At 59.9% G+C, this 22,605-nt stretch carries 18 protein-coding genes; 13 read left to right on the forward strand and 5 right to left on the reverse strand.

Features of this window, described 5'->3' with window-relative positions; genetic code table 11:
* Positions 1-8 precede the first annotated feature (8 nt).
* The 5 genes from GAL01_RS04215 to holA all read left to right on the forward strand — a co-directional run bounded on the left by GAL01_RS04215 (position 9) and on the right by holA (position 7,049).
* Positions 9-2,117 carry an AfsR/SARP family transcriptional regulator gene (locus tag GAL01_RS04215; protein ID WP_174694438.1) on the forward strand — a complete coding sequence of 703 codons (2,109 nt, stop codon included), beginning with the start codon at positions 9-11 and terminating at the stop codon, positions 2,115-2,117.
* A gap of 132 nt (positions 2,118-2,249) precedes the next feature.
* On the forward strand, positions 2,250-2,768 hold the full coding sequence (locus GAL01_RS04220) for a DUF3576 domain-containing protein (protein WP_062028062.1): 519 nt from the start codon (positions 2,250-2,252) through the stop codon (positions 2,766-2,768).
* Between the two features lie 7 nt (positions 2,769-2,775).
* On the forward strand, positions 2,776-5,373 hold the full coding sequence (gene leuS / locus GAL01_RS04225) for a leucine--tRNA ligase (protein WP_062028063.1): 2,598 nt from the start codon (positions 2,776-2,778) through the stop codon (positions 5,371-5,373).
* Positions 5,373-6,044, forward strand: a complete 672-nt coding sequence (locus GAL01_RS04230; RefSeq protein WP_062028066.1) for a hypothetical protein — start codon at positions 5,373-5,375, stop codon at positions 6,042-6,044. Before leuS ends, GAL01_RS04230 begins: the two co-directional genes overlap by 1 nt.
* A gap of 3 nt (positions 6,045-6,047) precedes the next feature.
* Positions 6,048-7,049, forward strand: coding sequence for a DNA polymerase III subunit delta (holA, locus tag GAL01_RS04235; RefSeq protein WP_062028070.1), 1,002 nt, complete (start codon positions 6,048-6,050; stop codon positions 7,047-7,049).
* A 53-nt stretch (positions 7,050-7,102) separates the two neighbouring features.
* Here holA and GAL01_RS04240 read toward each other — a convergent pair whose 3' ends face one another.
* Positions 7,103-9,622: a TonB-dependent receptor plug domain-containing protein gene (locus tag GAL01_RS04240; protein ID WP_373317647.1), complete on the reverse strand. Its 2,520-nt coding sequence runs from the start codon at positions 9,620-9,622 to the stop codon at positions 7,103-7,105.
* Positions 9,623-9,798: 176 nt separating this feature from the next.
* Here GAL01_RS04240 and GAL01_RS04245 point away from each other — a divergent pair, with 176 nt between their 5' ends.
* Positions 9,799-10,995 (forward strand): SMP-30/gluconolactonase/LRE family protein, encoded by a 1,197-nt coding sequence (locus GAL01_RS04245; protein ID WP_062027247.1) that lies wholly within the window; start codon positions 9,799-9,801, stop codon positions 10,993-10,995.
* 73 nt (positions 10,996-11,068) lie between these two features.
* Here the strand turns inward: GAL01_RS04245 and GAL01_RS04250 are convergent, their stop codons facing one another.
* From GAL01_RS04250 to minC, 4 genes are all read right to left on the reverse strand, one after another.
* A complete protein-coding gene (locus tag GAL01_RS04250; RefSeq protein WP_062027250.1) occupies positions 11,069-11,428 on the reverse strand; it encodes a YidB family protein in 360 nt (119 codons plus the stop codon).
* A 54-nt stretch (positions 11,429-11,482) separates the two neighbouring features.
* On the reverse strand, positions 11,483-11,764 hold the full coding sequence (gene minE, locus GAL01_RS04255) for a cell division topological specificity factor MinE (RefSeq protein ID WP_062027252.1): 282 nt from the start codon (positions 11,762-11,764) through the stop codon (positions 11,483-11,485).
* A 4-nt stretch (positions 11,765-11,768) separates the two neighbouring features.
* Entirely contained in the window at positions 11,769-12,581 is an 813-nt protein-coding gene (gene minD / locus GAL01_RS04260; protein WP_062027254.1) for a septum site-determining protein MinD, read from the reverse strand.
* A 149-nt stretch (positions 12,582-12,730) separates the two neighbouring features.
* Positions 12,731-13,459, reverse strand: coding sequence for a septum site-determining protein MinC (gene minC, locus GAL01_RS04265; protein ID WP_099253091.1), 729 nt, complete (start codon positions 13,457-13,459; stop codon positions 12,731-12,733).
* Positions 13,460-13,536: 77 nt separating this feature from the next.
* Between minC and fzlA the strand changes: the two genes are divergently transcribed.
* The 7 genes from fzlA (at position 13,537) to GAL01_RS04300 (ending at position 22,589) form a co-directional block, all read left to right on the forward strand.
* Positions 13,537-14,205: an FtsZ-binding protein FzlA gene (gene fzlA / locus GAL01_RS04270; RefSeq protein WP_062027256.1), complete on the forward strand. Its 669-nt coding sequence runs from the start codon at positions 13,537-13,539 to the stop codon at positions 14,203-14,205.
* An 11-nt stretch (positions 14,206-14,216) separates the two neighbouring features.
* Positions 14,217-15,392 (forward strand): BaiN/RdsA family NAD(P)/FAD-dependent oxidoreductase, encoded by a 1,176-nt coding sequence (locus tag GAL01_RS04275; RefSeq protein WP_062027262.1) that lies wholly within the window; start codon positions 14,217-14,219, stop codon positions 15,390-15,392.
* Between the two features lie 123 nt (positions 15,393-15,515).
* Complete coding sequence (locus GAL01_RS04280) at positions 15,516-15,761, forward strand: hypothetical protein (protein ID WP_062027258.1); 246 nt, start codon at positions 15,516-15,518, stop codon at positions 15,759-15,761.
* A gap of 47 nt (positions 15,762-15,808) precedes the next feature.
* Positions 15,809-17,041: a DNA recombination protein RmuC gene (locus tag GAL01_RS04285; protein ID WP_062027260.1), complete on the forward strand. Its 1,233-nt coding sequence runs from the start codon at positions 15,809-15,811 to the stop codon at positions 17,039-17,041.
* A gap of 61 nt (positions 17,042-17,102) precedes the next feature.
* Complete coding sequence (locus tag GAL01_RS04290) at positions 17,103-17,834, forward strand: response regulator transcription factor (RefSeq protein ID WP_099253109.1); 732 nt, start codon at positions 17,103-17,105, stop codon at positions 17,832-17,834.
* A 16-nt stretch (positions 17,835-17,850) separates the two neighbouring features.
* The gene (locus GAL01_RS04295) at positions 17,851-19,251 is read left to right on the forward strand and encodes a sensor histidine kinase (protein ID WP_099253111.1); all 1,401 of its coding nucleotides are present in this window, start codon (positions 17,851-17,853) and stop codon (positions 19,249-19,251) included.
* Between the two features lie 170 nt (positions 19,252-19,421).
* The gene (locus GAL01_RS04300; RefSeq protein WP_062029276.1) at positions 19,422-22,589 is read left to right on the forward strand and encodes an efflux RND transporter permease subunit; all 3,168 of its coding nucleotides are present in this window, start codon (positions 19,422-19,424) and stop codon (positions 22,587-22,589) included.
* Positions 22,590-22,605: the final 16 nt, after the last annotated feature.

Here is a 22,605-nt window from a genome sequence, read left to right on the forward strand (position 1 = left end):
TGATGAAGATGATGGACAGCTCGGCCCGTCATGCCCGAGAGGCTGACCCTACCCTCCTGCGGCTGAAGCTGATCGGCCAGATGGAGGCGAAAACCCTGACGGGGGAGAGCGTGCTGCCTGTTGGGGGCAAAACGCGCGCCCTTCTGGCCATTCTTGCTCTTTCCGACCGAAAGCCTGTTTTGCGTTCCCGGCTGGCTGAACTGTTGTGGAGCCAGCGTCCCGAAGACATGGCCCGCGCCTCCCTGAGGCAGGAAATCCATCGTCTTCTGGAGGCCTTGAATCCCTTGGGCGTGGACGTCATCGACGTTCAGCGACATGCCCTCGCCCTGAAGCCTGCACTGACCTCCGTGGATGCGGAAAGGCTTCTGACAGCCAGTCTTCGGACGATCGACAGTGTGGCTTTGCCAGACGAACCGCTGCTTGGCGAACTGGTAGGCGTGGATCCCGCGCTCGATGAGTGGATCAACCAGCAGAGGGAGCGTCTGACCGCTCATCTTCAACAGCTTTATGAAGGCGCTGTCAGGGAACTGACTGATCCAGATCAGGTTGCAGAGATGGCTGAACGCCTTCTGCGGTTCGACAGTCTCAATGAGGTCGCCTGGCGAGCCAGAGTACAGACTGCCCTTCGTCGTGGAGATCAGGCACGCGCAGCGGCGCTTGCAGATCAGATGGTGTGCATCTTCGGCGGCCTCGAAGGGCATGTTCTTGCCCCGGCAACCCAGACGCTGATCAATGGTATCGGCACTGAGAGTTCCAGTAGCGAACTCCTGAAGACCTCATCCCAGACGGCCGTGTCCACACCCGGTCCGGATACGTCCGTTTCCATTCCCATGCAGCGACCAGATCCAATGCTGGTCCTCCCATTGCATTATGCTTCCTCGCATGGCCCTGCGGGAGAGCCGCGAAAGATTTCTCTGGTTTTTCTGGCGCCCTCATGTGCCGATGAAAAGCTTCTGCAGCATGGAGAAGTTTTGCGGGATCAACTGGAACTCATGTTCGTAAATATGGGAACCTTTGATATTGTTTCGTCTCCCGGGCTGCCCCCGTCTGACACTGCCAACGCCGCGATGATGTATCAGGCGCTCGGCGCGGACTATATTATCTCCGGAAATCTGCGCGGAGGGGCTGAGGGGGCTGAGAGCCGTCTTATCCTGCGCGTGCTGGATGCCCGACGCTACGGTGTCATCATCTGGGGAACGCATTATGACTTCCCGTCTTTGGCTCCAGAGCAGGCCCAAAGCAGCATCATGGCTCCTGCGCAGGCCATGCAGTGGAGTATTTTCGTTGCGGAGGCCCGGCGTATTGCGGGGCGCCCGGACAGCGAACTGTCTCCACTGGGTATGGCGCTGAGAGCTTTCACACTGTTGCTGCGGCATGATTCTTCGCTCTTCGGGCGGATTGATTCTCTTCTGGAATGCGCTGTCGATCTTGAAAAGGATGATGGGACAATCGCTCTTATTGATGCGATGTACTGTTATATCCGCTTCCAGAACGAATGGGGTGTGGAAGCTGACGCCATTTTCACCCGTGGATTGCGAAGTGTGCGTGCGGCTGTCGCGCTGATGCCAGACTTGCATGCGGTTGAAGTCCTGCTGGCCGCATACCTCATGTATGACCCCGCCAAACATTCCATGGCTGTATCAGTCGTTCAGAACGCAATGGCGGGTATCGCTCGCAACGACAGAAATCATCTGGATTCTCCTGACATCCTGATGGCGGGTGTCGTCATGAATCTTCTGCAGGGAGACATCAAATCAGCAAACTGCAGCGTGAAGGTCCTCCTGGAGAATGGATGCCGTTCTCAGTTCCTTGAACTTCTGCGGCCTGTTTTCATGATGGTTCTGCTGTTGGGTGAAGAGTATCAGGACGTCATTGCAATGGGGCGTTTGATCTCCGGCCTGTATCCGTCCTGCCCGAGCGCTCTGGTGTACTATCTTATCGCCTTGACTGAAGTGGGGACTTTCCCCGAAGAGGCCCAACAGGTCTGCCGTCACCTTCTTCGTCTGGTGCCTGACCTGACGATTTCCAAAGTTGTCAGCCGCTTTACGTTTGCAAAACCTGTGCAGCAGACGAGACTGGCTGAGATACTGCGTCAGGCAGGTGTGGTCGCAGGCTAGGGACATCTTCTCTCAGGTGCTTGGCCTTATGGCGCCGTCGCGATATGAACACTCAAGAAGTTGCCGGCTACAGGCCTCGCCAGTCTGTATCCTTGCTCGTGACCGGCCCTGGCGCGGCCCGCAGGACCACCCATGATGTCTCGCATCCAGTTGACCGTTCTTCGACCCTTTCACAGACCAGCGGCCCGCTTTGCCCTTGGATGTCTGGCTCTTACCGCACTTTCCGCATGCGGTGGTGGACGTGATCCCAGCTCCCTGACCGCCCCGCGCAATCATCTTCTGGGCGTGGACCGGGGAGCTGAGGGCGGCGCCGACGAGCTTCGCGGCGGGGTTAATGCCTATCTGTGGCGCGGCGCGATTGATACGCTGTCGTTTATGCCACTGGCATCTGCCGATGCCGTGGGTGGCGTCATTCTGACGGACTGGTATCAGCCTTCCGCCAGTCAGAACGAGCGTTTCAAGATTGCGGCCTACGTCCTGGACCGGCGCCTGCGTTCGGATGCCCTGCGGGTTTCCGTCTTCCGGCAGGTTCTTCAGGATGGACAGTGGGAAGACACCCCCGTTTCCGCTACCACAACCTCCGATATCACCACCCGTATCCTGACGCGTGCACGTCAGCTGCGTGCCGAAAATGGCGAGCGGGACAACTGAGCCAGACATGAACGATACCCCAGCCCCCGCATTCGATTTCCAGAACCGCGAACCCTTCTGGCAGAATGAATGGAAGCGCCGGAATACTTTTGCAGTTCCTGATGTTCCTCCCGCCGATCGTCCGAAGTACTATGTGCTGGAGATGTTCCCGTATCCATCCGGGCAGCTTCACGTGGGGCATGTCCGGAACTATACGCTTGGCGACGTAGTCGCACGCTACAAGCGGGCCCGCGGATTTGCTGTCATGCATCCGATGGGCTGGGACGCCTTCGGCCTTCCCGCGGAAAATGCTGCGCGTGAGCGCAATGTTCATCCCGGGAAATGGACGATGGACAACATCGCAACCATGCGGGGCACACTTCAGCGTCTCGGTTTTTCTCTGGACTGGGACCGTGAAATCGCGACCTGTCTTCCCGAGTATTACGGCAAACAGCAGAAGCTGTTCGTCGACATGCTGGCGGCCGGGTTGGTTGAACGCCGGGACTCACTGGTCAACTGGGATCCGGTCGATGAGACGGTTCTTGCAAATGAACAGGTCGTTGAGGGCCGGGGCTGGCGCTCGGGAGCTCTGATCGAGAAAAAAAAGCTCTCCCAGTGGTTCCTGAAGATTACGAAATTTGCCCAGCCTCTGCTGGATGACCTTAAAACGCTGGACCGCTGGCCCGAGCGTGTCCGGACAATGCAGGAGCGCTGGATCGGACGTTCCGAGGGCGCACGGGTGCGTTTTGCTCTTCATCAGCCTCCCGTCGGCTATGACGCGGATCTCGACAGCATCGAGGTCTTCACCACGCGCCCTGACACCCTGTTCGGTCTGAGCTTTGTCGGTATTTCGGCTGAGCATCCGCTTGCTCGCAATGTTGCAGAAACCAACCCGCAGGCCGCCGCCTTTATTGAGGAGTGCCGTCGTCTCGGGACCTCGGAAGAGGTGATCGAAGCTGCTGAAAAACGTGGCTTTGATACCGGACTGCGCGTTGCCAATCCTCTCGATCCCGAAAAGACGGCTCCCGTCTGGATCGCCAATTTCGTCCTGATGGATTACGGGACTGGCGCGGTTTTCGGCTGTCCCTGTGGCGATCAGCGCGACCTTGATTTTGCCCGTAAATACGACCTGCCGGTTCCGCAGGTCCTGTTGCCTGCCGGACAGGATGCCGAAACCTTTGTTCTGGGCAAAAAGGCCGTTTCGGGCGATGCAACCCTGTTCAATTCAGGCTTCCTGGATGGACTGGACCCCGCAGCAGCGCGTACGAAAGTTATTGAACGCCTTGAAGGTCTGGGGGCCGGAAAGGGCGTCGTGAACTGGCGTCTGCGCGACTGGGGCATTTCACGTCAGCGCTACTGGGGTTGCCCGATCCCCATCATTCACTGCGAGACCTGTGGTCCGGTTCCCGTTCCCGACGATCAGCTTCCCGTCATCCTGCCCGAAGACGTGACCTTTGACCGTCCGGGGAATCCGCTCGACCATCATCCGACCTGGAAGCATGTGAGCTGCCCGCATTGCGGAAAGGCGGCTGTCCGGGAAACGGATACATTCGATACCTTCGTTGATAGCTCGTGGTATTTCGCCCGCTTCACCAGCCCTCATGCCGAGACCCCAACAGTGCCGGCGGCAGCGAACGGATGGCTCCCCGTTGATCAGTATATCGGCGGTATCGAACACGCGATCCTGCATCTGCTCTACGCACGGTTCTTCACCCGGGCCATGCATGAAACCGGCCATCTGGATGTGGACGAACCGTTTGCCGGTCTTTTCACGCAAGGCATGGTGACGCATGAGAGCTACCGCGACGAGAGCGGCTGGCTATATCCCGAGGAAGTCGAACGTCGTGGTGACACGGTGGTGCGGCGGGATACCGGAGCGCCGGTGCAGATCGGCCGCTCTGAAAAAATGTCCAAATCCAAGCGCAATACGGTGTCGCCCGTCGATATCATTGAGCACTATGGCGCCGACACGGCCCGCTGGTTTGTTCTGTCCGATAGCCCGCCCGAGAGGGATATGGAGTGGACAGCTTCCGGCGTCGCGGCTGCTGCCCGTTTCGGTCAGAGATTGCATCGTCTTGTCGCCTCGGTCGCGGCTCGCGATGCCGCCGAGAGCGTCCACGGTGCGACCGGTGAAGACCTGCGCCGCATCACGCATCGGACAATCGCTGCGGTTGGTGAAGCTCTTGAGGCTTTTACACCAAATGTTGCTGTGGCGCGCCTGCATGAACTCACCTCGGCGCTGGCGGAGGCCGAGCGTCTCGAAGGAGACGGCATTGCGGCGGCCCGTCGTGAGGCAGCGCGTGTTCTGTGTCTGCTGACCGCACCGATGATGCCGCATCTTGCCGAAGACATGATGGCAGTTCTCGAGCCGGGAAGTGCGCTGGTTGTGGACCGCCCCTGGCCTGAAGCCGAGGACCAGTGGCTTGCCGTCCAGAGTGTGACGATCGGTGTACAGATCCTCGGCAAGCTGCGTGGGACCATTGAGGTTCCGCCGGATGCACCGAAGGACGATGTGCTTGCTGCTGCCAAACGCGAGCCGAACGTGGCCCGTCTTTTGCAAGGGAAGCGTCTGGTGAAGGAAATCCATGTTCCGAACCGGATCGTCAACTTCGTGGTGGCCGGGTGATGTCAGACCGGCGCGGCACTTTTCTGCTCACGGCTTTTCTTCTGCTGGGGGGGTGTGGTTTCTCACCCCTCTACGGAAAGCTGACCCCGAAATCCGACATGTCGGAAGAGTTGGCCCAGGTTTATGTGGACAACATTCCGGGGCGTTACGGCCAGCTGCTGCGTCTGGCCTTGCAGAAAAACCTGGCAGGCGCCGGGCCGGAAGATCCTCATAAATACATGCTGAAAGTCTATTCCGGCATGAATGAGGAAGCAGTCGACATCCACCAGGACAATACGTCAGGCCGGACGCGAAGCACGGGCTCGGCGCATTGGGTTCTCATCACGGTGGAGCAGAACCCGCGCATGCTGGCGCAGGGCGATGCGACGACGCTGGATGGTTTCAATACGAGCTTCGAGCAGTATTTCGCCCAGACCCTGAATGATGAAACCCTTCAGGCGCGTGTTTCCGACACGCTGGCACAGACCGTGACGCAGCAGCTGGCGATCTGGTTCCGCAGTCACAACATGCCAGAGAAAGCGGCGCCTGATGAACTGCCGCGTTATCTGAACACCGACCGTATGCCTGACGACAACGGGAATGCGGCTACGGACCGGACTGGCGTTGACGGCTTCCCCGCCTCTGCCACTGGCCGTCTGTCCCGTAGCACGACCAGTACATCCGCCCAGTAAGTGGTGAAAATCGACGCACGGAATATCGGGCGGACACTGGACGATGCCGGCTCATGGCGGGCTATCGTGCTTCATGGAGACGATACCGGCCTCATCCGGGAGCGGGCTGCGCAGGCGGTCAGGCTGGTTGCCGGAACGACAGATGATCCGTTTCAGGTGGCGCAACTTGATCGGGAAACGCAGGATCGTCTTGAAGAAGAAGCCACTGCGCTCTCCCTGATCGGGGGGCGACGCGTCGTCTGGGTGCGGGACGGGCAGGACAGCCTCGCTCCCCTGTTCAAGCGGGTATTGGACGCCAGTACGGATGCTCTGGTCGTTATCGAGGCTCCGGGAGTGACGGCGCGCTCGAAGCTGCGTGCTCTGGCGGAGGCCCACAAACAGGTGGCGTCCATTGCCTGCTATCCGGAAGAGGGGCGGGCCCTTTCCCAGACCGTGACGGAAGCGCTCGCTCAGGCGGGCGTTACTATCGACCGTGATGCCCTCATCTGGCTTCTGGGCGTACTGGGGGCCGACCGGAGCGGGGTGCGAGGCGAAGTCGAAAAACTTCTGCTGTATGCCGGTCCGAATGGCCGTCTTGATCTGCCGGCCGTTCAGGACTGTGTTGGCGATGCCGGGGGAAATTCACTGGAAGATGCAGCGTTTTCAGCTTTATGCGGAAATCGCATGATGGCCGATCAGGCCCTCGAGCGGGCATTGGCTGACGGCGCAAACCCCGTTGCGGTGGCGCGAACGGTTCTGGGTGTGCTGGTACGGCTTCAGAAAGTCGCGCAGGCTGTGCAGGATGGTCAGGGACGGGCCGAAGCCATGAAATCCCTGAAGCCGCCTGTATTCTTCAAACGTACAGCGACTTTCGGTCAGGCACTGGATCGCTGGTCGCTCCCGGCGCTCACACTGGCAGCACGGGAAACGCAGGCTTTCGAACTGGCATGCAAACAGAGTGCTTCGCCTGATCTGGCACTATGCAGACGCCATATCGCGTCGCTTTGTACGGTGCGGAAAGCCTGATTTAGGTATTGGATCGGGGAATGCGGCATTCTTTCCGCATTCCCCCGACCTGCTCAGAAGCGTGCTGAAACGTCCAGATAATAATACCCGCCATTCATGCCGAGCTGCGACGTGCTCATGTAGTACTTGGGCACGCCGAGATAGCGGTTTCCTTCAGGAACAACCGACGGGAACTTGGCGAAAATGTTGTTCCCCCCGATCGTGGCGCTCCATTTGGGACTGATATTGTAGGTCACGGAGGCGTTCGTCGTCCATTTCGGCACATTCTGGAACTCCAGGTAGTGGCTCGTGGAGTAGGTATACGGCCCGGTATAATAGGTGAGCTGAGACGTCGTCTCGCCATAACGGATCTCATGGACGGAAACCGCCCATTTGTTGCGCGCGGAATGCCAGGTACCGCCGAAGATGATCTTGCTACGTGGGTACGCGGTGGTGATGTAAGCGATATACTGCGCGGTCAGAAGCGGCGCTCCGGTCGTGCTGGTTGCCTGATGGCGCAGGCGCGTCCGGTTCAGATTGATCGCAACATCCCAGTCCGCATGGCCATAACGCCCGAAATTGGTCGGATAAGTCGCCGTCAGGTCAAGTCCCTGCGTCCGCGTATTGGCGACATTGGCAAACCAGTGCGTGGCAAGCTGGCTGCCCGTCCAGTTTTCAGATCCCGGGGGCAGATTGAACCCGTCCATTTCAAGCGCGCTATGAGCCTGAGATCCGTAGATGGACCCACCCGGCATAATCCGGTCCCGCAGGTCGATCTGGTACACATCGACAGTGACGTGCAGCTTCTTGACCGGCTCGACAATGATGCCGCCTTCGGCGCTCGTGGAGGATTCCGATTTCAATGCTGATGCGCCGTTGGCGAGTGCGCCAGGAGAGTTTGCCGCGATGATGCCACTGGCAGCGGTCGGCGAGACAGACAGCGCGGAATAATGTTCCTGCGCCAGCGTCGGGGCATGGAAGCCATTGCTGAATGTGCCGCGGATCGCAAAGCGTGGGCTGAAATCGTAACGGGTAGAGACCTTGCCAGTCTTGGTGTTGCCGACATCCGTGTAATGCTCGAGGCGTCCGGCCAGATCGACCTGCCAGTGTTTCATCAGGTTGGTGGAGATGTCGAGATAGCCCGCCGCAACATCACGGGACCATTTCCCGGCATTGGCCGGGTTGGTGCCGGGAAAACCGTCCGAACTGGAATAGTTGTAGCTGGCCGGAGAGCCGGTTCCGATCGCATAGGCTTCATAGCGATAGGACGCGCCGCCCGCGACATTGATGGCATACGGCCAGAACGACGTGTGGAACTTGCGGCTGAGGTCGACGCTGTTTGTCCACTGCGTGTTGTTAAAGGACTGTGCAGCGAACGACGTTGGTGTCTCGCCCGTGGCTGTGTATAGCCCCACATTCGTGGTGCTTTCGGCATTCACGGCATCATAGTCCCGACCAAAGACCGACGACACGTCCCAGTGCCAGCCCGCCAGCGTGCCTTTCAGACCAGCCGTGAGTTCGTAATCGTCTTCTTCCAGAGCCTCGATGGGCGAATAGCCATAAGGATAGATCGCCGCATAGCCGGGATATTTGGCGAGCGAGGAAGGCAGGCGGTAGTTCTGGTAGGATTCCGCATGACGATGCGCATAGGTCGCACCGGCATAGGCCTGAACATTATCGGTAATGTCATAGCCCGCATTGACGGCGACGCTCTCGCGTGTCTGTTCGGGCTGTCCCAGAAGCTGGTTGACGTCGGTGTGGGTGCGGTTGTCATTCCCGGACCGGAAGGTGTGGTCCTGATGGACGAAATCGCCACCGATATGAACAAAACCGCGATTGTTCAGGTTCAGGCCGCCATCAATGAACACGCCCTGCTGGAAACCGTCGCCTTCGCTCGTGATCCCGGTGTTCGAACGCATGGTCAGACCATGATTCTGCTTCTTGAGGATGATGTTGACCACCCCCGCAATGGCGTCGGAGCCATACTGGGCAGACGCACCGTCGCGCAGGACTTCGATATGGTCGATCATGGCCATGGGGATCATGTCGATATCGACAGGTGTGGACCCCTGCGCCGGTCCGCCATCTGCGTAGATATTGGCCGTGGTGTGTCGCCGCTTGCCATCCACGAGGACGAGCGTCTCGTTGGGGTTGAGGCCACGCAGCGAAATGCTGTCGGTCAAGGCACCGGCATCGAAGCCCCCTGTCGGAACGGTCAGGGAAGGTAGCAGCAGCGCCAGGGAGTCACGCAGCGTGGGCTGACCCGTCCCCGTCAACTGACGGTTCGTCACAATATCGACCGGGGCGATCGAATCCCGCGCCTTTTTGCCGAACTCGCGCGTTCCCGTCACAACGACCGCTTCCGTACCCCCCGCAACCTCGGTTTCAGGCCGTGGGGTCTGGGCAGGCTTCGCTTTTCTGGTCACCGGAGTGGCGCGGACCGGCTTGTGCGCGCTCGGAGCAGAATGCGCCGGGGCCGGCTGCGGCGTGGCAGCACGGCTTTCAGAAGTGACGAGAAGGAACGTAGAGCCGAGAAGGGAGGTCCCCAGAAGGGTCAGATGACGAAGGGAAAGCTGGGTCAGCACTTTTACCACGCAATAAGTTAGTATTTTATATGAGCCACAAAATTGGTTCGTATTTGCGCAAGGTCAACATAATTTTCCGGTTCCGGAAAAATTCCGATCACATTTTGCAAGGCCTGTGGCGTTCCTTACACGGTTCGGGCGTTATGGAAACGGTTTGTTTTGAAAATGAATTTCGGAGAGTACGCATGAAACGACGTCATTTCCTGCGGGCAGCTTCGGCAGCCCCAGCGTCTCTTGCGGTTTCGGCGGCCCTGCCGGCTGCTCAGGCACAGGCGGCCGGAAACGAGGACAACGGAACCGGCCCCTACGGAGAACTCGACATTGTGGCCAGGTTCGATGGCCCCGGTCCGTCCGGGATCGTGGTGCTTCCGGACGGCCGGACCTTTGTCGGCTTTCCCCGCCACGCCGTGGATCACAAGGGTGCCACGCTCGGCGAACTGGTGGACGGAAAGGTCGTGCCTTATCCAAGTCCCGAGATGAGCCTTCCGGGGGCCGTTCCGGCAAAGTGCCTTGTTTCTGTCCACGGCATGACGACAGACCGTCAGGGACGGCTCTGGGTGATTGATGACGGCAAGCGCGCCGGACATCCACTGCAGCCCGGAGCTGCCAAGATCGTCTGTATTGACCCGACGACAAACCGGATCGCTCACAACATCCTCCTCAAGACGCCCGCCCTGCTGCCGGACAGTCACATGAACGACCTGCGGGTCTCACTGTCGCACGGCGTTCAGGGGACCGTTTTCGTGACGGACTCGTCTTTCGGCACAAAACCTGCCCTCGTAATCGTTGATGTCGCCACCCAGCAGGCGCGGCGGGTTCTGACCACCCATCCTGCCATTCTTCCGGAAGCCGGGTTCATGGCCATTGTCGAGGGCGAGCCGCGCCGTTACCTCCCCGGACATCCGCAACTGGTCTCTGGAGGCGTGGACGGCATTGCCCTGACAAAAGACGAAAAAAATCTCTATTTCTCGCCCCTGACCAGCCGTCGGCTCTACAGCCTGCCTGTGGACCTTCTGGCAGACCCGACGTCAGACGATACCGTCCTGGCGCCTGCCATCCGCGACGAAGGCGAAAAAGGAGTGGCGGACGGACTGGCGCTGGATGACTATGACCGTCTTTACACGACCAATTACGAACATGACTGCATCCTGAGACGCGATCAGGATGGCTCTTTCACAATGATGCTCCGTGATCCACGCGCCCTGTCACCGGACGGAATTTTCGCAACGGCGGATCATGTCTATTGCACGTTCGGGCAGTGGAACCGTCTGGCGTCGTTCAATGGCGGCAAGGATCGCCGGGTCACGCCCTACCTGCTGGTCCGCTTCCCGATCGAACAGCCGCAGCCCTATGATGCGGTTCCAAAAGGGCAGAAAGCCTGAACCCGAAACGCAAAACGCCCCGGCAGAATTCATCCACCGGGGCGTCTGCAGACCTGTATGTCTGAACCGGATATCAGGCCGTTGTTGACGGTGCCTGACCTTCTGGAGTGTGCTTGTCCACGGCAGCCGGGAGAAGCTGTGCCAGCGCAGGAAGGATTGTCCCGGCGGGCAGGCCCGTCTTGGCCACGATCGTCTGGATCTGCTGGTCCGTCAGAAGGCTGCGCAACTCGTCAGTGGTGATGGGCAGGTTCTCGCCATTGCCGATCCAGGAGTGGATCTTGTCGGTCAGCCCGGCGCTCTGGGCCTGGCTCAGCAGCATGTTAAGGCCGTCACCTTTGAGGAATTCGCCGATGCTGCCGCCGAATTTATCGCCAAGCTGGCCGCCGATCGCGCCCACAGCCTGGTTCATGAGGTTTCCAAGAAAGCCGCTCATCCGTGTTGTTCCGTTCTTTCAGGCGCGGCGTTTCGGGCCGCAGTTGGTCCAGTGTTAGGAAGTCCGCTTGCCGCTGAGTTCCTGCGGAACCTCGACGTCGATTTCGAGCATGGAGCAGCCACTGCCACGATCAACCTTGATCTGGACCTTGTCCTGATCGACGGCGACATGGCGCGCGATGACTTCCATGATTTCCTTGTGAAGCTGACGGATCAGGTCGGACTCACCGCTTTCTCCCCCCGAACTGCGTTCATGAGCGAGCAGGATCTGGAGCCGATCCTTGGCGACGCTGCTGGACTGCTGGCGTCGTGCGAAAATATTTGCGAGAAAACTCATGAACTCATGCGTCCCTCTTGAAAAGCCAGTCAAGGAAACCGCGCTTTTCGACTGGAACCGAGACTTCGAGCTTCTCGCCGCTCAGGCGACGGGCTGCTTCGAAATAGGCGCGGGCAGGAAGGCTCGTGGGCGCAGCCAGAGTGACAGGTGCGCCGACATTGGAGGATTTCAACACATCCTCGCTTTCCGGAACAATGCCCAGTAGCGGGATGGACAGGATTTCGAGCACGTCTTCGACGCTCAGCATTTCCTTGCGCGCAGCGCGGGCCGGGTCGTAGCGGGTCAGAAGCAGGTGCTTGTCGACCTTCTCGCCCTGTTCGGCCTTTTTGGTCTTGCTGTCGAGCAGGCCGATGATCCGGTCGGAGTCACGCACCGAGCTGACTTCGGGATTGGTGACGATCACGGCCATATCGGCATGATACATGGCAAGCTGTGCGCCACGTTCGATGCCGGCCGGGCTGTCGCAGATCACCCAGTCGAACTTCTCGCGAAGCTCGTCCATCACGCGGGCCACGCCCTCGGAGGTCAGAGCGTCCTTGTCCCGGGTCTGGGAGGCCGGAAGGATCGACAGCGTCTCACAACGCTTGTCGCGGATCAGCGCCTGCGACAGGCGGGCATCGCCCTGTACGACGTTGATGAGATCGAAAACCACCCGGCGCTCGGCGCCCATGACCAGGTCAAGGTTCCGCAGCCCGACATCGAAATCAACCACCACCACATTCTGCCCGCTCTGAGCGAGAGCGGCGCCGAGCGCGGCGGTTGATGTCGTCTTGCCGACGCCACCCTTGCCGGAAGTGACAACCAGAACCTTGGACATGAATACTCCAGAAAAACGTCTCTTCGGTCTGCGCCTGCCTGTAACAGGTCAACGCGGGCCGATTTCTTATTCTATGAATGTTTTACACCCCGCGGCAACCTGCGAATAGGGGTGCTTTCATGGCAGCCTACGTCACGTTATTGCCCGGATCACGCAGGCAGCGGCAGCACGCGGACCCGGTCCTCATCCAGAGCGGCCTGCGCAGCGTGCCCCAGAAGCGCGGGATCAATGTCTTCCGTAACGGCATAATAGCCATCAAGAGCCAGCAACTCGGCCTGCATGCGGCTTGCGAAAATACGGCTCTGGGACTGCCCGCCCACGCCCGCAATCGCTCGTCCACGCAGGGTTCCGTAAACGTGGATTGAACCCGCAGCCACGATTTCAGCGCCAGAAGACACCGATCCGAGGATAATCACATCGCCCTGCATATGCTGGATGCTCTGACCCGACCGCACAGTCTGGTCGATAATGAGGGTCCCGCCGCCTGAAACCGGCCCCGCTGCACTGGTAGAAGGATCTTCCGGAATCTCGACTTCCCCGGCCGGCCGGCCACCATCCAGCATTTCCGGCCAGTCCCAGTGCGCGACAGCCGGCCAGTGCCGGCTTCCACCCTCAAGACCGATAATCCGGACACCCCGGCCCCGGATATCGTCCAGAAGCGTGCCCAGACCCGGCGTGTTTTCGTTGAGGAGGCCGAGATCCAGAATGATCGGTTTTCCGGTGAACAGTCCGCCGGATCGGGCGACCTGATAGTCGAGGCCGTTCAGCCAGAGGGGGAGGGGCGCCTCGGGGGACAGGACGAGCGCGAGGAAGGAGCGGCCGCGTGCGCGGATGCGCATGGGGGCAGTCGAAGAGGGTGCGGAAACGGGATCGGGCATCGTGAAAATCGTCGGACCTGTGTCGGGCAGTCGGTGAGGCTCTTGTGAGCGGGTATCGGCTGACTTAGAAAGTGGCAATGCGTATCCTGCATCACCTTCCACTTTCTCCGCAATGCCGTCTTGTGAGGCTTGCCCTCACCGAGAAGCGACTCCCGTTCGAACCCGTCATCGAGCGGGTGTGGGAGCAGCGCGAGGAATTCCTCCGTCTCAATCCGGCAGGCGAAGTGCCTGTGCTGGTTGAGGAAAATGGTCTTGCCGTGCCTGGCGGACGTGTCATCTGCGAATATCTGGAAGACGCCTATCCCGATACGCCGCTTCTGGGGCGCACCTTTGCCGAGCGGGTCGAGACCCGGCGGCTCGTGGACTGGTTCGACACCCGTTTTGCGCAGGAAGTCACCCGGAACCTTCTGGGCGAGAAGGTGGACAAGCGCCAGTTCGGGCGGGGCCATCCAGACGGCAATGCGCTGCGGGCGGGTTACGCGAACATGCGCTTTCATCTCGATTATATCGGCTGGCTTGCGGAAACGCGGTCCTGGCTGGCCGGGCCTGCGCTGTCGCTCGCGGATTTCGCAGCCGCGGCCCATCTGTCGGCGCTCGATTTCATCGGCGACGTGAACTGGTCCAAGGCGCCCGCGGCAAAGGATTGGTATGCCCGGGTGAAATCCCGGCCCTGTTTCCGGGGTCTGCTGTCTGATAAGGTCAGTGGCATCACGCCGCCCGCGCATTACGCCAATCTGGATTTTTGAGGCCTGTGATGATGAATCCCGATGTGATTGTGCTTGGAGCAGGTGCAGCGGGGCTGATGGCGGCGGCTGTCTCAGGGCAGAACGGTGCACGGGTTCTGGTTCTGGATCACGGGCCGGAGCCGGGACGCAAGATCCTGATTTCGGGGGGCGGACGCTGCAATTTCACGCATCTTGAAACCGGCCCCAACTGTTTCATTTCCCAGAACCGACATTTCGCCCGCTCGGCGCTGGCGCGGTATACGCCGCAGGATTTCCTCAAGCTCGTGAACCGCTATGGCATTGCCTGGCACGAGAAGGCGCGCGGGCAGCTTTTCTGTGATGGCTCGGCTGGGCAGATCGTGGACATGCTGGTTTCGGAGGGTCGGGCGGCTGGCTGCGAATTCCGAATGCAGACGCGGATTCTGGATGTCCGCCGGGCAGAGCACGGATTTATTGTCGTCACGGATGGCGGCGAGATCCGCACGGGCTCTGTGATCCTTGCGACTGGTGGGCTGTCCATTCCCAAGCTCGGGGCGTCAGACCTGTCGCTGCGGCTGGCGCGGAAATTCGGACTGCGCGTGGTGCCGACGGCCCCGGCGCTCGTGCCGCTGGTTCTGGGAGATGCCGATCCGGAACTTGCAGGCGTTTCGCTGCCGATCGTGGCGCGGGTGGGCAAAAAAGGCCCGCGGTTCGAGGATGGGATGGTCTTCACCCATCGCGGCGTGTCAGGCCCGGCAATTTTGCAGATTTCGTCCTATCTTGAGAGCGGCGATGCGGCGCAGATTGACCTGCTGCCGGGACAGAATGCGCTGAACGTGCTGCTGAAGGTGAAGAAAGACCGACCGAAAGCCCTCCCGCCGAGCCTGCTGGAAGCGCTGCCCCAGCGGCTGGCGCGTGTTCTGGCGGCGGGAATGGGCGATACGATGCTGGCGAACCAGCCGGACCGCGCAATCAAGGCGCTGGCCGAGCGGATTTCGAACTGGCAGCTCCGTCCCGCCGGGACCGAGGGTTATGCCAAGGCGGAAGTCATGCGCGGCGGGATCGACACGCGGGACCTGTCATCCCAGACGCTGGAGGCCCGGGAAATTCCCGGACTTTACGCGATCGGGGAAGCCGTGGACGTGACGGGCTGGCTTGGTGGGCACAATTTTCAGTGGGCCTGGGCAAGTGGTGTGGCGGCAGGGCAGGCGGCAGGCGGGCATCGCTGAGGGGGCATTGCCACAGGATTGCCATGCTGGCGTTCGATCAGGCGGAAACCGATGACGCGGCGATCCGTTTGCGTTTCTCTGATGTCCGGTTTTCAATCCGGTCGATTTAAGGACACATCCATTATGTCTCGTTCCGTTTTCCGTCATGTTCTGCGTACTGCGGCAGGTCTGTCTTTTCTGGGGCTGGGAGCGTGTGTCGGGACGGCGGCGCCGGGGCCGATTCCGCCGGGCACGCCCATTGCCGGCTATGGTTATACCTGCAAGGCCGGGATCTATACCTGCAAAATGCCGACACAGGTTCCGCTCGGGGCGCCGTGTTCGTGCCCGGGTCTGGGAGCGGCGTCTTACGGAAATATCCACCAGCCGTAAGACGCGTGGCATTGGCCGTATTGCGTTGAACGGGTAGGACATGCGCCATGCAGGAGAATATTTCCGGAATGGCGCAGTTTTTCCCCTGGATTGTTGCGGCGGTCGCGCTGGTGGTTGCTCTGCTGGCGATCCTGCGGGGCGGCAGCGGGGGCGGGCAGCTCGAGCGGCTTCTTGAGCGTGAGGCTCAGGAGCGCTCGCAGGACGTTGAATACCATCGGGCCCATCTGTCGGAAGTCGAGCGCGTCCTGTCGGGGCGGCTGGACCAGTTCCGGCTGGAAACCAGCGAGCGGCTGAGTACGCTGGCCCGTAATCTGGGGCAGGATCAGGCCGAAGGGCGTCTCCTGCTATCGGATGCACTGCGGGAGATGGCGCAGAGCCAGAATGAACAGATCGAGCGCATCCGGGCGACCGTGAATGAGCAGCTTCACGGTGCTGTGGAAAAGCAGATGCAGACCAGTTTCCAGCGCGTGGTGGAGCAGTTCAGCGCCATGCAGAAGGCGCTGGGCGAGGTCACGAGTGTGACGGCGCAGATCGGTGACCTGAAGCGGCTGTTCTCGAATGTGAAGACACGCGGGGGGTGGGGCGAGGCGCAGTGCCGCTCAATTCTGGACGATATTCTTCCTGAGGGCAGCTATGATACCAATTTCCGCCTCGGAACGGCAGGTGAGAACGTCGAATTTGCGGTGAAGATGCCGGTGCGGGGCACGGAGACGCCGCCACGGCTGGCGATTGACAGCAAATTCCCGACCGAAGCCTATGAAAGGCTGCTGAATGCCTCGGATGCCGGGGATGCGCTGGCGGAACGTCAGGCGCGGCGCGAACTGGAAAACGTGATCCGGTTTGAGGCAAAGAAAATTGCCTCCAAATATATCCTTCCGCCCGTGACCGTTGAATTTGCCGTGCTGTATCTGCCGACTGACGGGCTTTATGCCGAAATCGCCCGGATGCCTGGCGTGATTGACGAAATCGGGCGCCTGCACCGTGTAATGGTGATGGGGCCATCGCTTCTGCCGGCGATGCTCCGGACCGTGCATCTTGGATATGTCACGCTGACGCTTGAAGAACGGACAGAGGCGATTGCCGGGCTTCTGGGGGCGACGCGACAGGAGATGCTGCGGATGGACCAGGTGTTAGAAAAGCTGCACCGCAACGCCGGGACGATGGGCAATACGATCGAAGAAGCCCGCCGGCGGACGCGCGTGCTCGGGAGGCGTCTGCGGGCGCTGGACGGAACGACGGACGACATCGAAGAGGCGCTGGACGAACCGCCTTCTTCCTGAGGCTCCGGCCTTAAGACCGATTTTAATTGGATGACATGGTGGGCTGCCCCATGTGATGATGATGACCATGACGTCCGCACATGACTCCGGGGCGCCTGAGCGCCTTTCCGAACCTTCTCCCCGGCTTCTGCTGATCGAGGACGACGACAGCATTGCGGCCGAGGTCGTGGAGGAACTCACGACGCGCGGCTATGACGTCACCCGGGCTGCGACGGGTGTCGAGGGGCTGGACCATGCCTGTACCGGGCAGTTCGATCTGATGATCGTAGACCGGATGCTGCCGGAACTGGACGGCCTGACGGTGATCGAGAGCGTGCGTGCGCAGCGGATCACCATTCCCGTCCTGGTGCTTTCGGCGCTTTCAGCCGTGGATGACCGCGTTAGCGGCCTCAAGGCGGGGGGGGATGATTACCTGACCAAACCCTTCGCCATGGAAGAACTCGCTGCCCGTCTGGAGGCTCTGCTGAGGCGTCCGACGGACAGTCGTGTGACGGTGCTCCGCGTTGGTCCGCTTGAGATGGATCTGATCGAGCGCCGGGTGTTCCGGAACGCGCAGGAAATTGATCTGCTTCCGCGGGAATTCCGTCTTCTGGAATACATGATGCGCCGTCCGGATACGGTGCTGACACGGACGATGCTGCTGGAGGATGTGTGGAATTACCGTTTCGTTCCGCAGACGAATCTGGTGGATGTCCATATCGGAAAACTGCGTCGCAAGATTGATCTGCCCGGCGAGCCGCCGCTCATTCACAGTATTCGCGGCGCCGGGTTCAGTCTGCGTGTCACGGGCTGAGCTGCGCTTTTCCGAACTGTTCCGGGCTGATCTTTTCCGGACGGCGACGTTCCGACTGACGCTGGCCTTCGTTGTGGCGATCATCGCCGCAATGGCGTTGCAGTTCGGGCTCGTCTACGGTCAGATGAACGGATACGAGCAGCAGCGCTCGACAGATCTGCTTCAGCGTGAAGCCGATCAGCTTCTTCAGGAAAGTCCGGCCCAGCTTGAATATGAGGTTCGCGAGCGCAGCAAGACTGATCTGCGCGTGATCCTCAACGGGGCTGCGCTGTTCGACATGAACCGTAACCGGATTGCGGGCGATATCAAGAAATGGCCCGTCGGGCTGGAGGTCTCGCCCAGAACGCAGCGTCTATGGGACGCGCCTCCCGGTGATACGCCCTATGAAATGCGCTATCTGGCCGTTGAGGTAGAGGGCGCGCAGGGAAACCGGGACCGCATTCTCGTTCTGGCGCGTTCGCTGCATATGGCCAATGAACTGCGCTACATCACCAAGCGTGCGGCGCTGATGTCTGTGGTGCCGATCGTAGTGTTTGCCCTAATGGCGGGAATTTTTCTGAGCCATCGGGCGCTGGGGCGCGTCAAGGATATGCATGAGGCGATCGACCGCATCATGGACGGAGACCTGCACGAACGTCTGCCGACCGGACGCGAACGCGACGATATCGAGCGACTTGCGGTATCGGTCAACCGGATGCTTGACCGGCTGGAGCATCTGCTCGACGAGATCCGGGACGTGGGCAACGACATTGCCCATGATCTGAGGACGCCTCTGGCACGGGTAAAGGCCCGGCTGGAGCGGGTGTCGTCGATTACGAATGATCCCGCAGCGCTTCAGGGCGCGATAGAGCGCGCCACGCTGGATCTGGAACAGTGTTTCTCCGTCATTACGGCCCTGCTGCGGATCGGTGAAATCGAGAACGGGCGGCGTCGGGCCGGGTTTGCAATGCTTGATCTGCGTGAACTGCTGGCCGGGGTGGTGGATCTGTACGAACCGATTGCCGAGACGGAGGGCATTCTCCTTGAGGTCGTGGACTCGGATAAAGCGGTTCCGCTGTTTGGAGACATGGACCTGCTGAACGAGGTTCTGGCCAATCTCGTGGATAATGCGATCAAGTTCACGCCCGCGCCGGGAACGGTCCGGCTGAGTGCGGGGCTGGGAGCTGACGGATCGAGCTGGCTGCGTGTCAGCGATACGGGAATCGGTATTGCAGAAGAAGAGCGCAAGGCCGTCATGGGACGCTTTTACCGTTCGGATAAAAGTCGTCATGTTCCGGGAAGTGGGCTGGGGCTGAGCCTCGTGTCAGCAATCCTGCGGCTGCATGGAGCATCGGTGGATATCGTGTCCGCAAGGCCCGGTCATACGCTGCCTGGAGCTGTTTTCACCATTCATTTCGCGCCAGCGACACCTGTCTGAAAAGGCACGAAATGTTGCATAACGTGTCAATATTTACCGCGTGTCTTGATATTTAAACAGAATTTTCCTTGTCGTCTGAGTCTCGATGGATATGACTCGGATCAATTTGCAAGGGGACACCCGTTGAGAATGACCGGACCAGGAAGAGCCCCAAGGGGTTGTCTGACCGCATGAATGCCATTGTCGTTACCGCGCTGAAGCGGCCTTACACTTTCGTTGTCCTGTCGATCATGATCCTGATCTTCGGGGTCCGGGCCATCGTTTCCACGCCCACGGATGTCTTTCCTTCAATCAAGATTCCGATCGTGGCTGTCATCTGGTCCTATACGGGCCTGATGCCTGAGGACATGTCGGGGCGTATCGTTTATTATTACGAACGTTCCCTGACGGCGACGGTCAGCAACATCGAACATATCGAAAGCTCGTCCTATTACGGGCGTGGCATCGTGAAGGTGTTCTTCCAGCCGGGAACCAATACGGCGGTGGCGCAGACGCAGATCACGTCGGTGTCCCAGACGGTCATCAAACAGTTGCCGAACGGTTCGACCCCACCGCTGATTCTGGCAATGGATGCGTCGTCGGTTCCGGTTCTGACGTTGCAGGTCAACAATCCGACCATGTCCGGGTCGGAAATCTACAACATGGCGTCCAACCTGATCCGGCCGGAACTGATTTCCGTGCCCGGGGCCGCGATCCCCAATCCCTATGGTGGTCTGGCTCCGGACATCATGGTGGATATCGACCCGATCAAGCTGCTGGCGCACAGACTGTCTCCAGAAGACGTGGCGACAGCGCTGAACCTGCAGAATATCGTTCTTCCGGCAGGCGATCAGCGGATCGGCCAGCTTGACTGGATGGTGAAGACGAACTCGACGCCCCTTGATCTGGAAGTCTTCAACAAGATGCCGATCAAGCAGGTCGGCAATTCCGTGATCTATCTGCGTGACGTTGCCTGGGTGCATCGGGGAGGGCCTCCGCAGATCAACGCAGTCCTTGTGAAAGGGCAGCAGGCGGTCCTGATTGTCATCCTCAAAAGTGGTGATGCTTCCACGCTGTCCGTCGTAAGCGGCATCAAGAAGCTCCTGCCGCAGGTCGAGGCAACGCTGCCAGCCGGAACGACAGTGAATGTCCTGACCGATGCGTCGAGCTTTGTGAAGGAATCGGTCGTGGACGTGGTGCGTGAGATGATCACGGCCGCGATCCTGACCAGCCTGACGGTTCTGCTGTTCCTTGGCTCGTGGCGTTCGACCATCATCGTGGCGACGTCCATTCCGCTGGCAATGCTGTGTTCGATCATCGGGCTGAGCATCGCCGGGCAGTCCATCAATGTGATGACGCTGGGCGGTCTGGCGCTGGCGGTTGGTATTCTCGTCGATGACGCGACAGTCATGATCGAAAACATCGACGCGCATCTCGAAACCGGGAAGGAACTGGAAGACGCCATCATTGATGCCGCCAACCAGATCGTCATCCCGACCTTCGTGTCCACGACCTGTATCTGCATCGTGTGGCTGCCGCTGTTCGAACTGACGGGGATTTCGGGCTGGCTGTTCATGCCGATGGCCGAAGCCATCATCTTTGCCATGATCGCTTCTTTCATCCTGTCGCGGACGCTGGTGCCGACGATGGCGAACTGGATGCTGGCGGCTCAGGTGCGGATGCATCGTGATCCTGAATGGCACCATCGCAAGCCCGGAATTTTCGGGCGTTTCCAGCGGGGATTTGAGGCGCGATTCTCCAGTTTCCGCGAGCATTACAAGGTCATCCTTGAAACCCTGATTGCGATTCGCGGTCGTTTCGTGATGCTGTTCCTGCTGGCGGCCGTATCGTCCATGGCGCTCCTGCTGTTCATCGGTCAGGACTTCTTCCCTGAGATCAAGTCCGGAACGTTGCAGATGCACATGCGTGCCCCGATCGGCACGCGCCTAGAAGAGACCGGCAAGATTGCAGGGTTGGCGGAACGCAAGATCCGGAGCCTGTTGCCGGGTCAGGTGGTCAATATTGTCAATAACTGCGGTCTGCCGTTCAGTCAGCTGAACCAGGCAATGATTCCGTCCCCGACCGTGGGATCACAGGACTGCGACATCACCATCCAGCTGCGAAACTCCGAAAGCCCGATCCCGGAATACCGCCGCAGGCTGCGCAAGGGTCTGACGAACGATTTTCCGGGAACGGTCTTCACGTTTCAGCCGGGCGATCTGACGGCGAAGATCCTGAACTTCGGTCTGCCATCTCCGATCGACGTGCAGATCGTGGGCCGCGATCTGAGCGAAAACTTCAAATTCGCGACACAGATTGCCCAGAAACTGCGGCATATTCCGGGAATCGCGGATGTCTCCATTCAGGAGCCGATGACGCAGCCGACGATCCTAGTGAACAACCGACGCAGCTTTGCGCTGGGAACGGGTATTACCGAGCGGGACGTGGCCCTGAATGCTCTTGTGACGCTGTCCGGTAGCGGGCAGGTCGGCCAGACCTACTACCTGAACGCGCAGGGCACGTCGCAGCTCATTGATGTGCAGACCCCCGCGAATTATCTGCAGACCATGAACGATCTGGAAATTCTCCCGATCGACAAGGGGGACGGTAACCCGACAAACCAGACGCCGCAGCTTCTGGGAGGGCTGAGTGCTCTAGTGCAGACCGGGACTCCAGCAGAAGTCGCGCATTACAACATCATGCCCGTGTTCGACATCTATGCTGCGCCGGAGGACATGGATCTGGGAACGGTTTCAAGAGCCGTGAACCGGATCGTGGAGGAAGAACGCAAGCTGCTGCCGCATGGCTCGACCATGGTGGTCCGTGGACAGGCTGTGACGATGAACGATGCGTATGTCCAGCTCGCAGGTGGCCTCGCGCTGTCGATCGTGCTGGTTTACCTGATCATTGTCGTCAACTTTCAGTCCTGGCTTGATCCGTTCGTTATCATCTCGGCGCTGCCAGGGGCTCTGGGCGGTATCTCGTGGAGCCTCTTCCTGACGCATACATCCATGTCGGTACCGGCACTGACGGGGGCGATCATGTGCATGGGTACGGCTACGGCCAACGCCATTCTCGTGGTAGCGTTTGCCCGTGAGCGGATGGACGAGCATGGTGATGCCATTCTCGCGGCTCTGGAAGCGGGCTACGAACGTATCCGTCCCGTTATGATGACGGCGCTTGCAATGATCATCGGCATGATCCCGATGTCCATCAGCAATTCCGACAATGCGCCGCTGGGCAAGGCAGTGATCGGTGGTCTGCTGGTTGCGACCGTTGCCACCCTGCTTTTTGTTCCCTGCGTTTTTGCCCTTATTCATTACAAGCGGCCTGCTGGGCCTGAAGGAGACCGCGCGTGAGCCATTCTACGGATCA

Origin of the sequence: Gluconobacter albidus (assembly GCF_002723915.1) — a bacterium.
In the GTDB taxonomy this organism is placed as follows: domain Bacteria; phylum Pseudomonadota; class Alphaproteobacteria; order Acetobacterales; family Acetobacteraceae; genus Gluconobacter; species Gluconobacter albidus.

Coding starts and splice junctions, on each gene's coding strand:
- GAL01_RS04245 (WP_062027247.1), top strand. CDS start 9,799: ATGAAACGACGTCATTTCCTGCGGGCAGCTTCGGCAGCCCCAGCGTCT.
- GAL01_RS04220 (WP_062028062.1), top strand. CDS start 2,250: ATGATGTCTCGCATCCAGTTGACCGTTCTTCGACCCTTTCACAGACCA.
- minD (WP_062027254.1), bottom strand. CDS start 12,581: ATGTCCAAGGTTCTGGTTGTCACTTCCGGCAAGGGTGGCGTCGGCAAG.
- minE (WP_062027252.1), bottom strand. CDS start 11,764: ATGAGTTTTCTCGCAAATATTTTCGCACGACGCCAGCAGTCCAGCAGC.
- GAL01_RS04280 (WP_062027258.1), top strand. CDS start 15,516: ATGTCTCGTTCCGTTTTCCGTCATGTTCTGCGTACTGCGGCAGGTCTG.
- minC (WP_099253091.1), bottom strand. CDS start 13,459: ATGCCCGATCCCGTTTCCGCACCCTCTTCGACTGCCCCCATGCGCATC.
- GAL01_RS04275 (WP_062027262.1), top strand. CDS start 14,217: ATGAATCCCGATGTGATTGTGCTTGGAGCAGGTGCAGCGGGGCTGATG.
- GAL01_RS04250 (WP_062027250.1), bottom strand. CDS start 11,428: ATGAGCGGCTTTCTTGGAAACCTCATGAACCAGGCTGTGGGCGCGATC.
- leuS (WP_062028063.1), top strand. CDS start 2,776: ATGAACGATACCCCAGCCCCCGCATTCGATTTCCAGAACCGCGAACCC.
- GAL01_RS04290 (WP_099253109.1), top strand. CDS start 17,103: ATGACCATGACGTCCGCACATGACTCCGGGGCGCCTGAGCGCCTTTCC.
- GAL01_RS04215 (WP_174694438.1), top strand. CDS start 9: ATGATGGACAGCTCGGCCCGTCATGCCCGAGAGGCTGACCCTACCCTC.
- GAL01_RS04285 (WP_062027260.1), top strand. CDS start 15,809: ATGCAGGAGAATATTTCCGGAATGGCGCAGTTTTTCCCCTGGATTGTT.
- GAL01_RS04230 (WP_062028066.1), top strand. CDS start 5,373: ATGTCAGACCGGCGCGGCACTTTTCTGCTCACGGCTTTTCTTCTGCTG.
- fzlA (WP_062027256.1), top strand. CDS start 13,537: ATGCGTATCCTGCATCACCTTCCACTTTCTCCGCAATGCCGTCTTGTG.
- GAL01_RS04300 (WP_062029276.1), top strand. CDS start 19,422: ATGAATGCCATTGTCGTTACCGCGCTGAAGCGGCCTTACACTTTCGTT.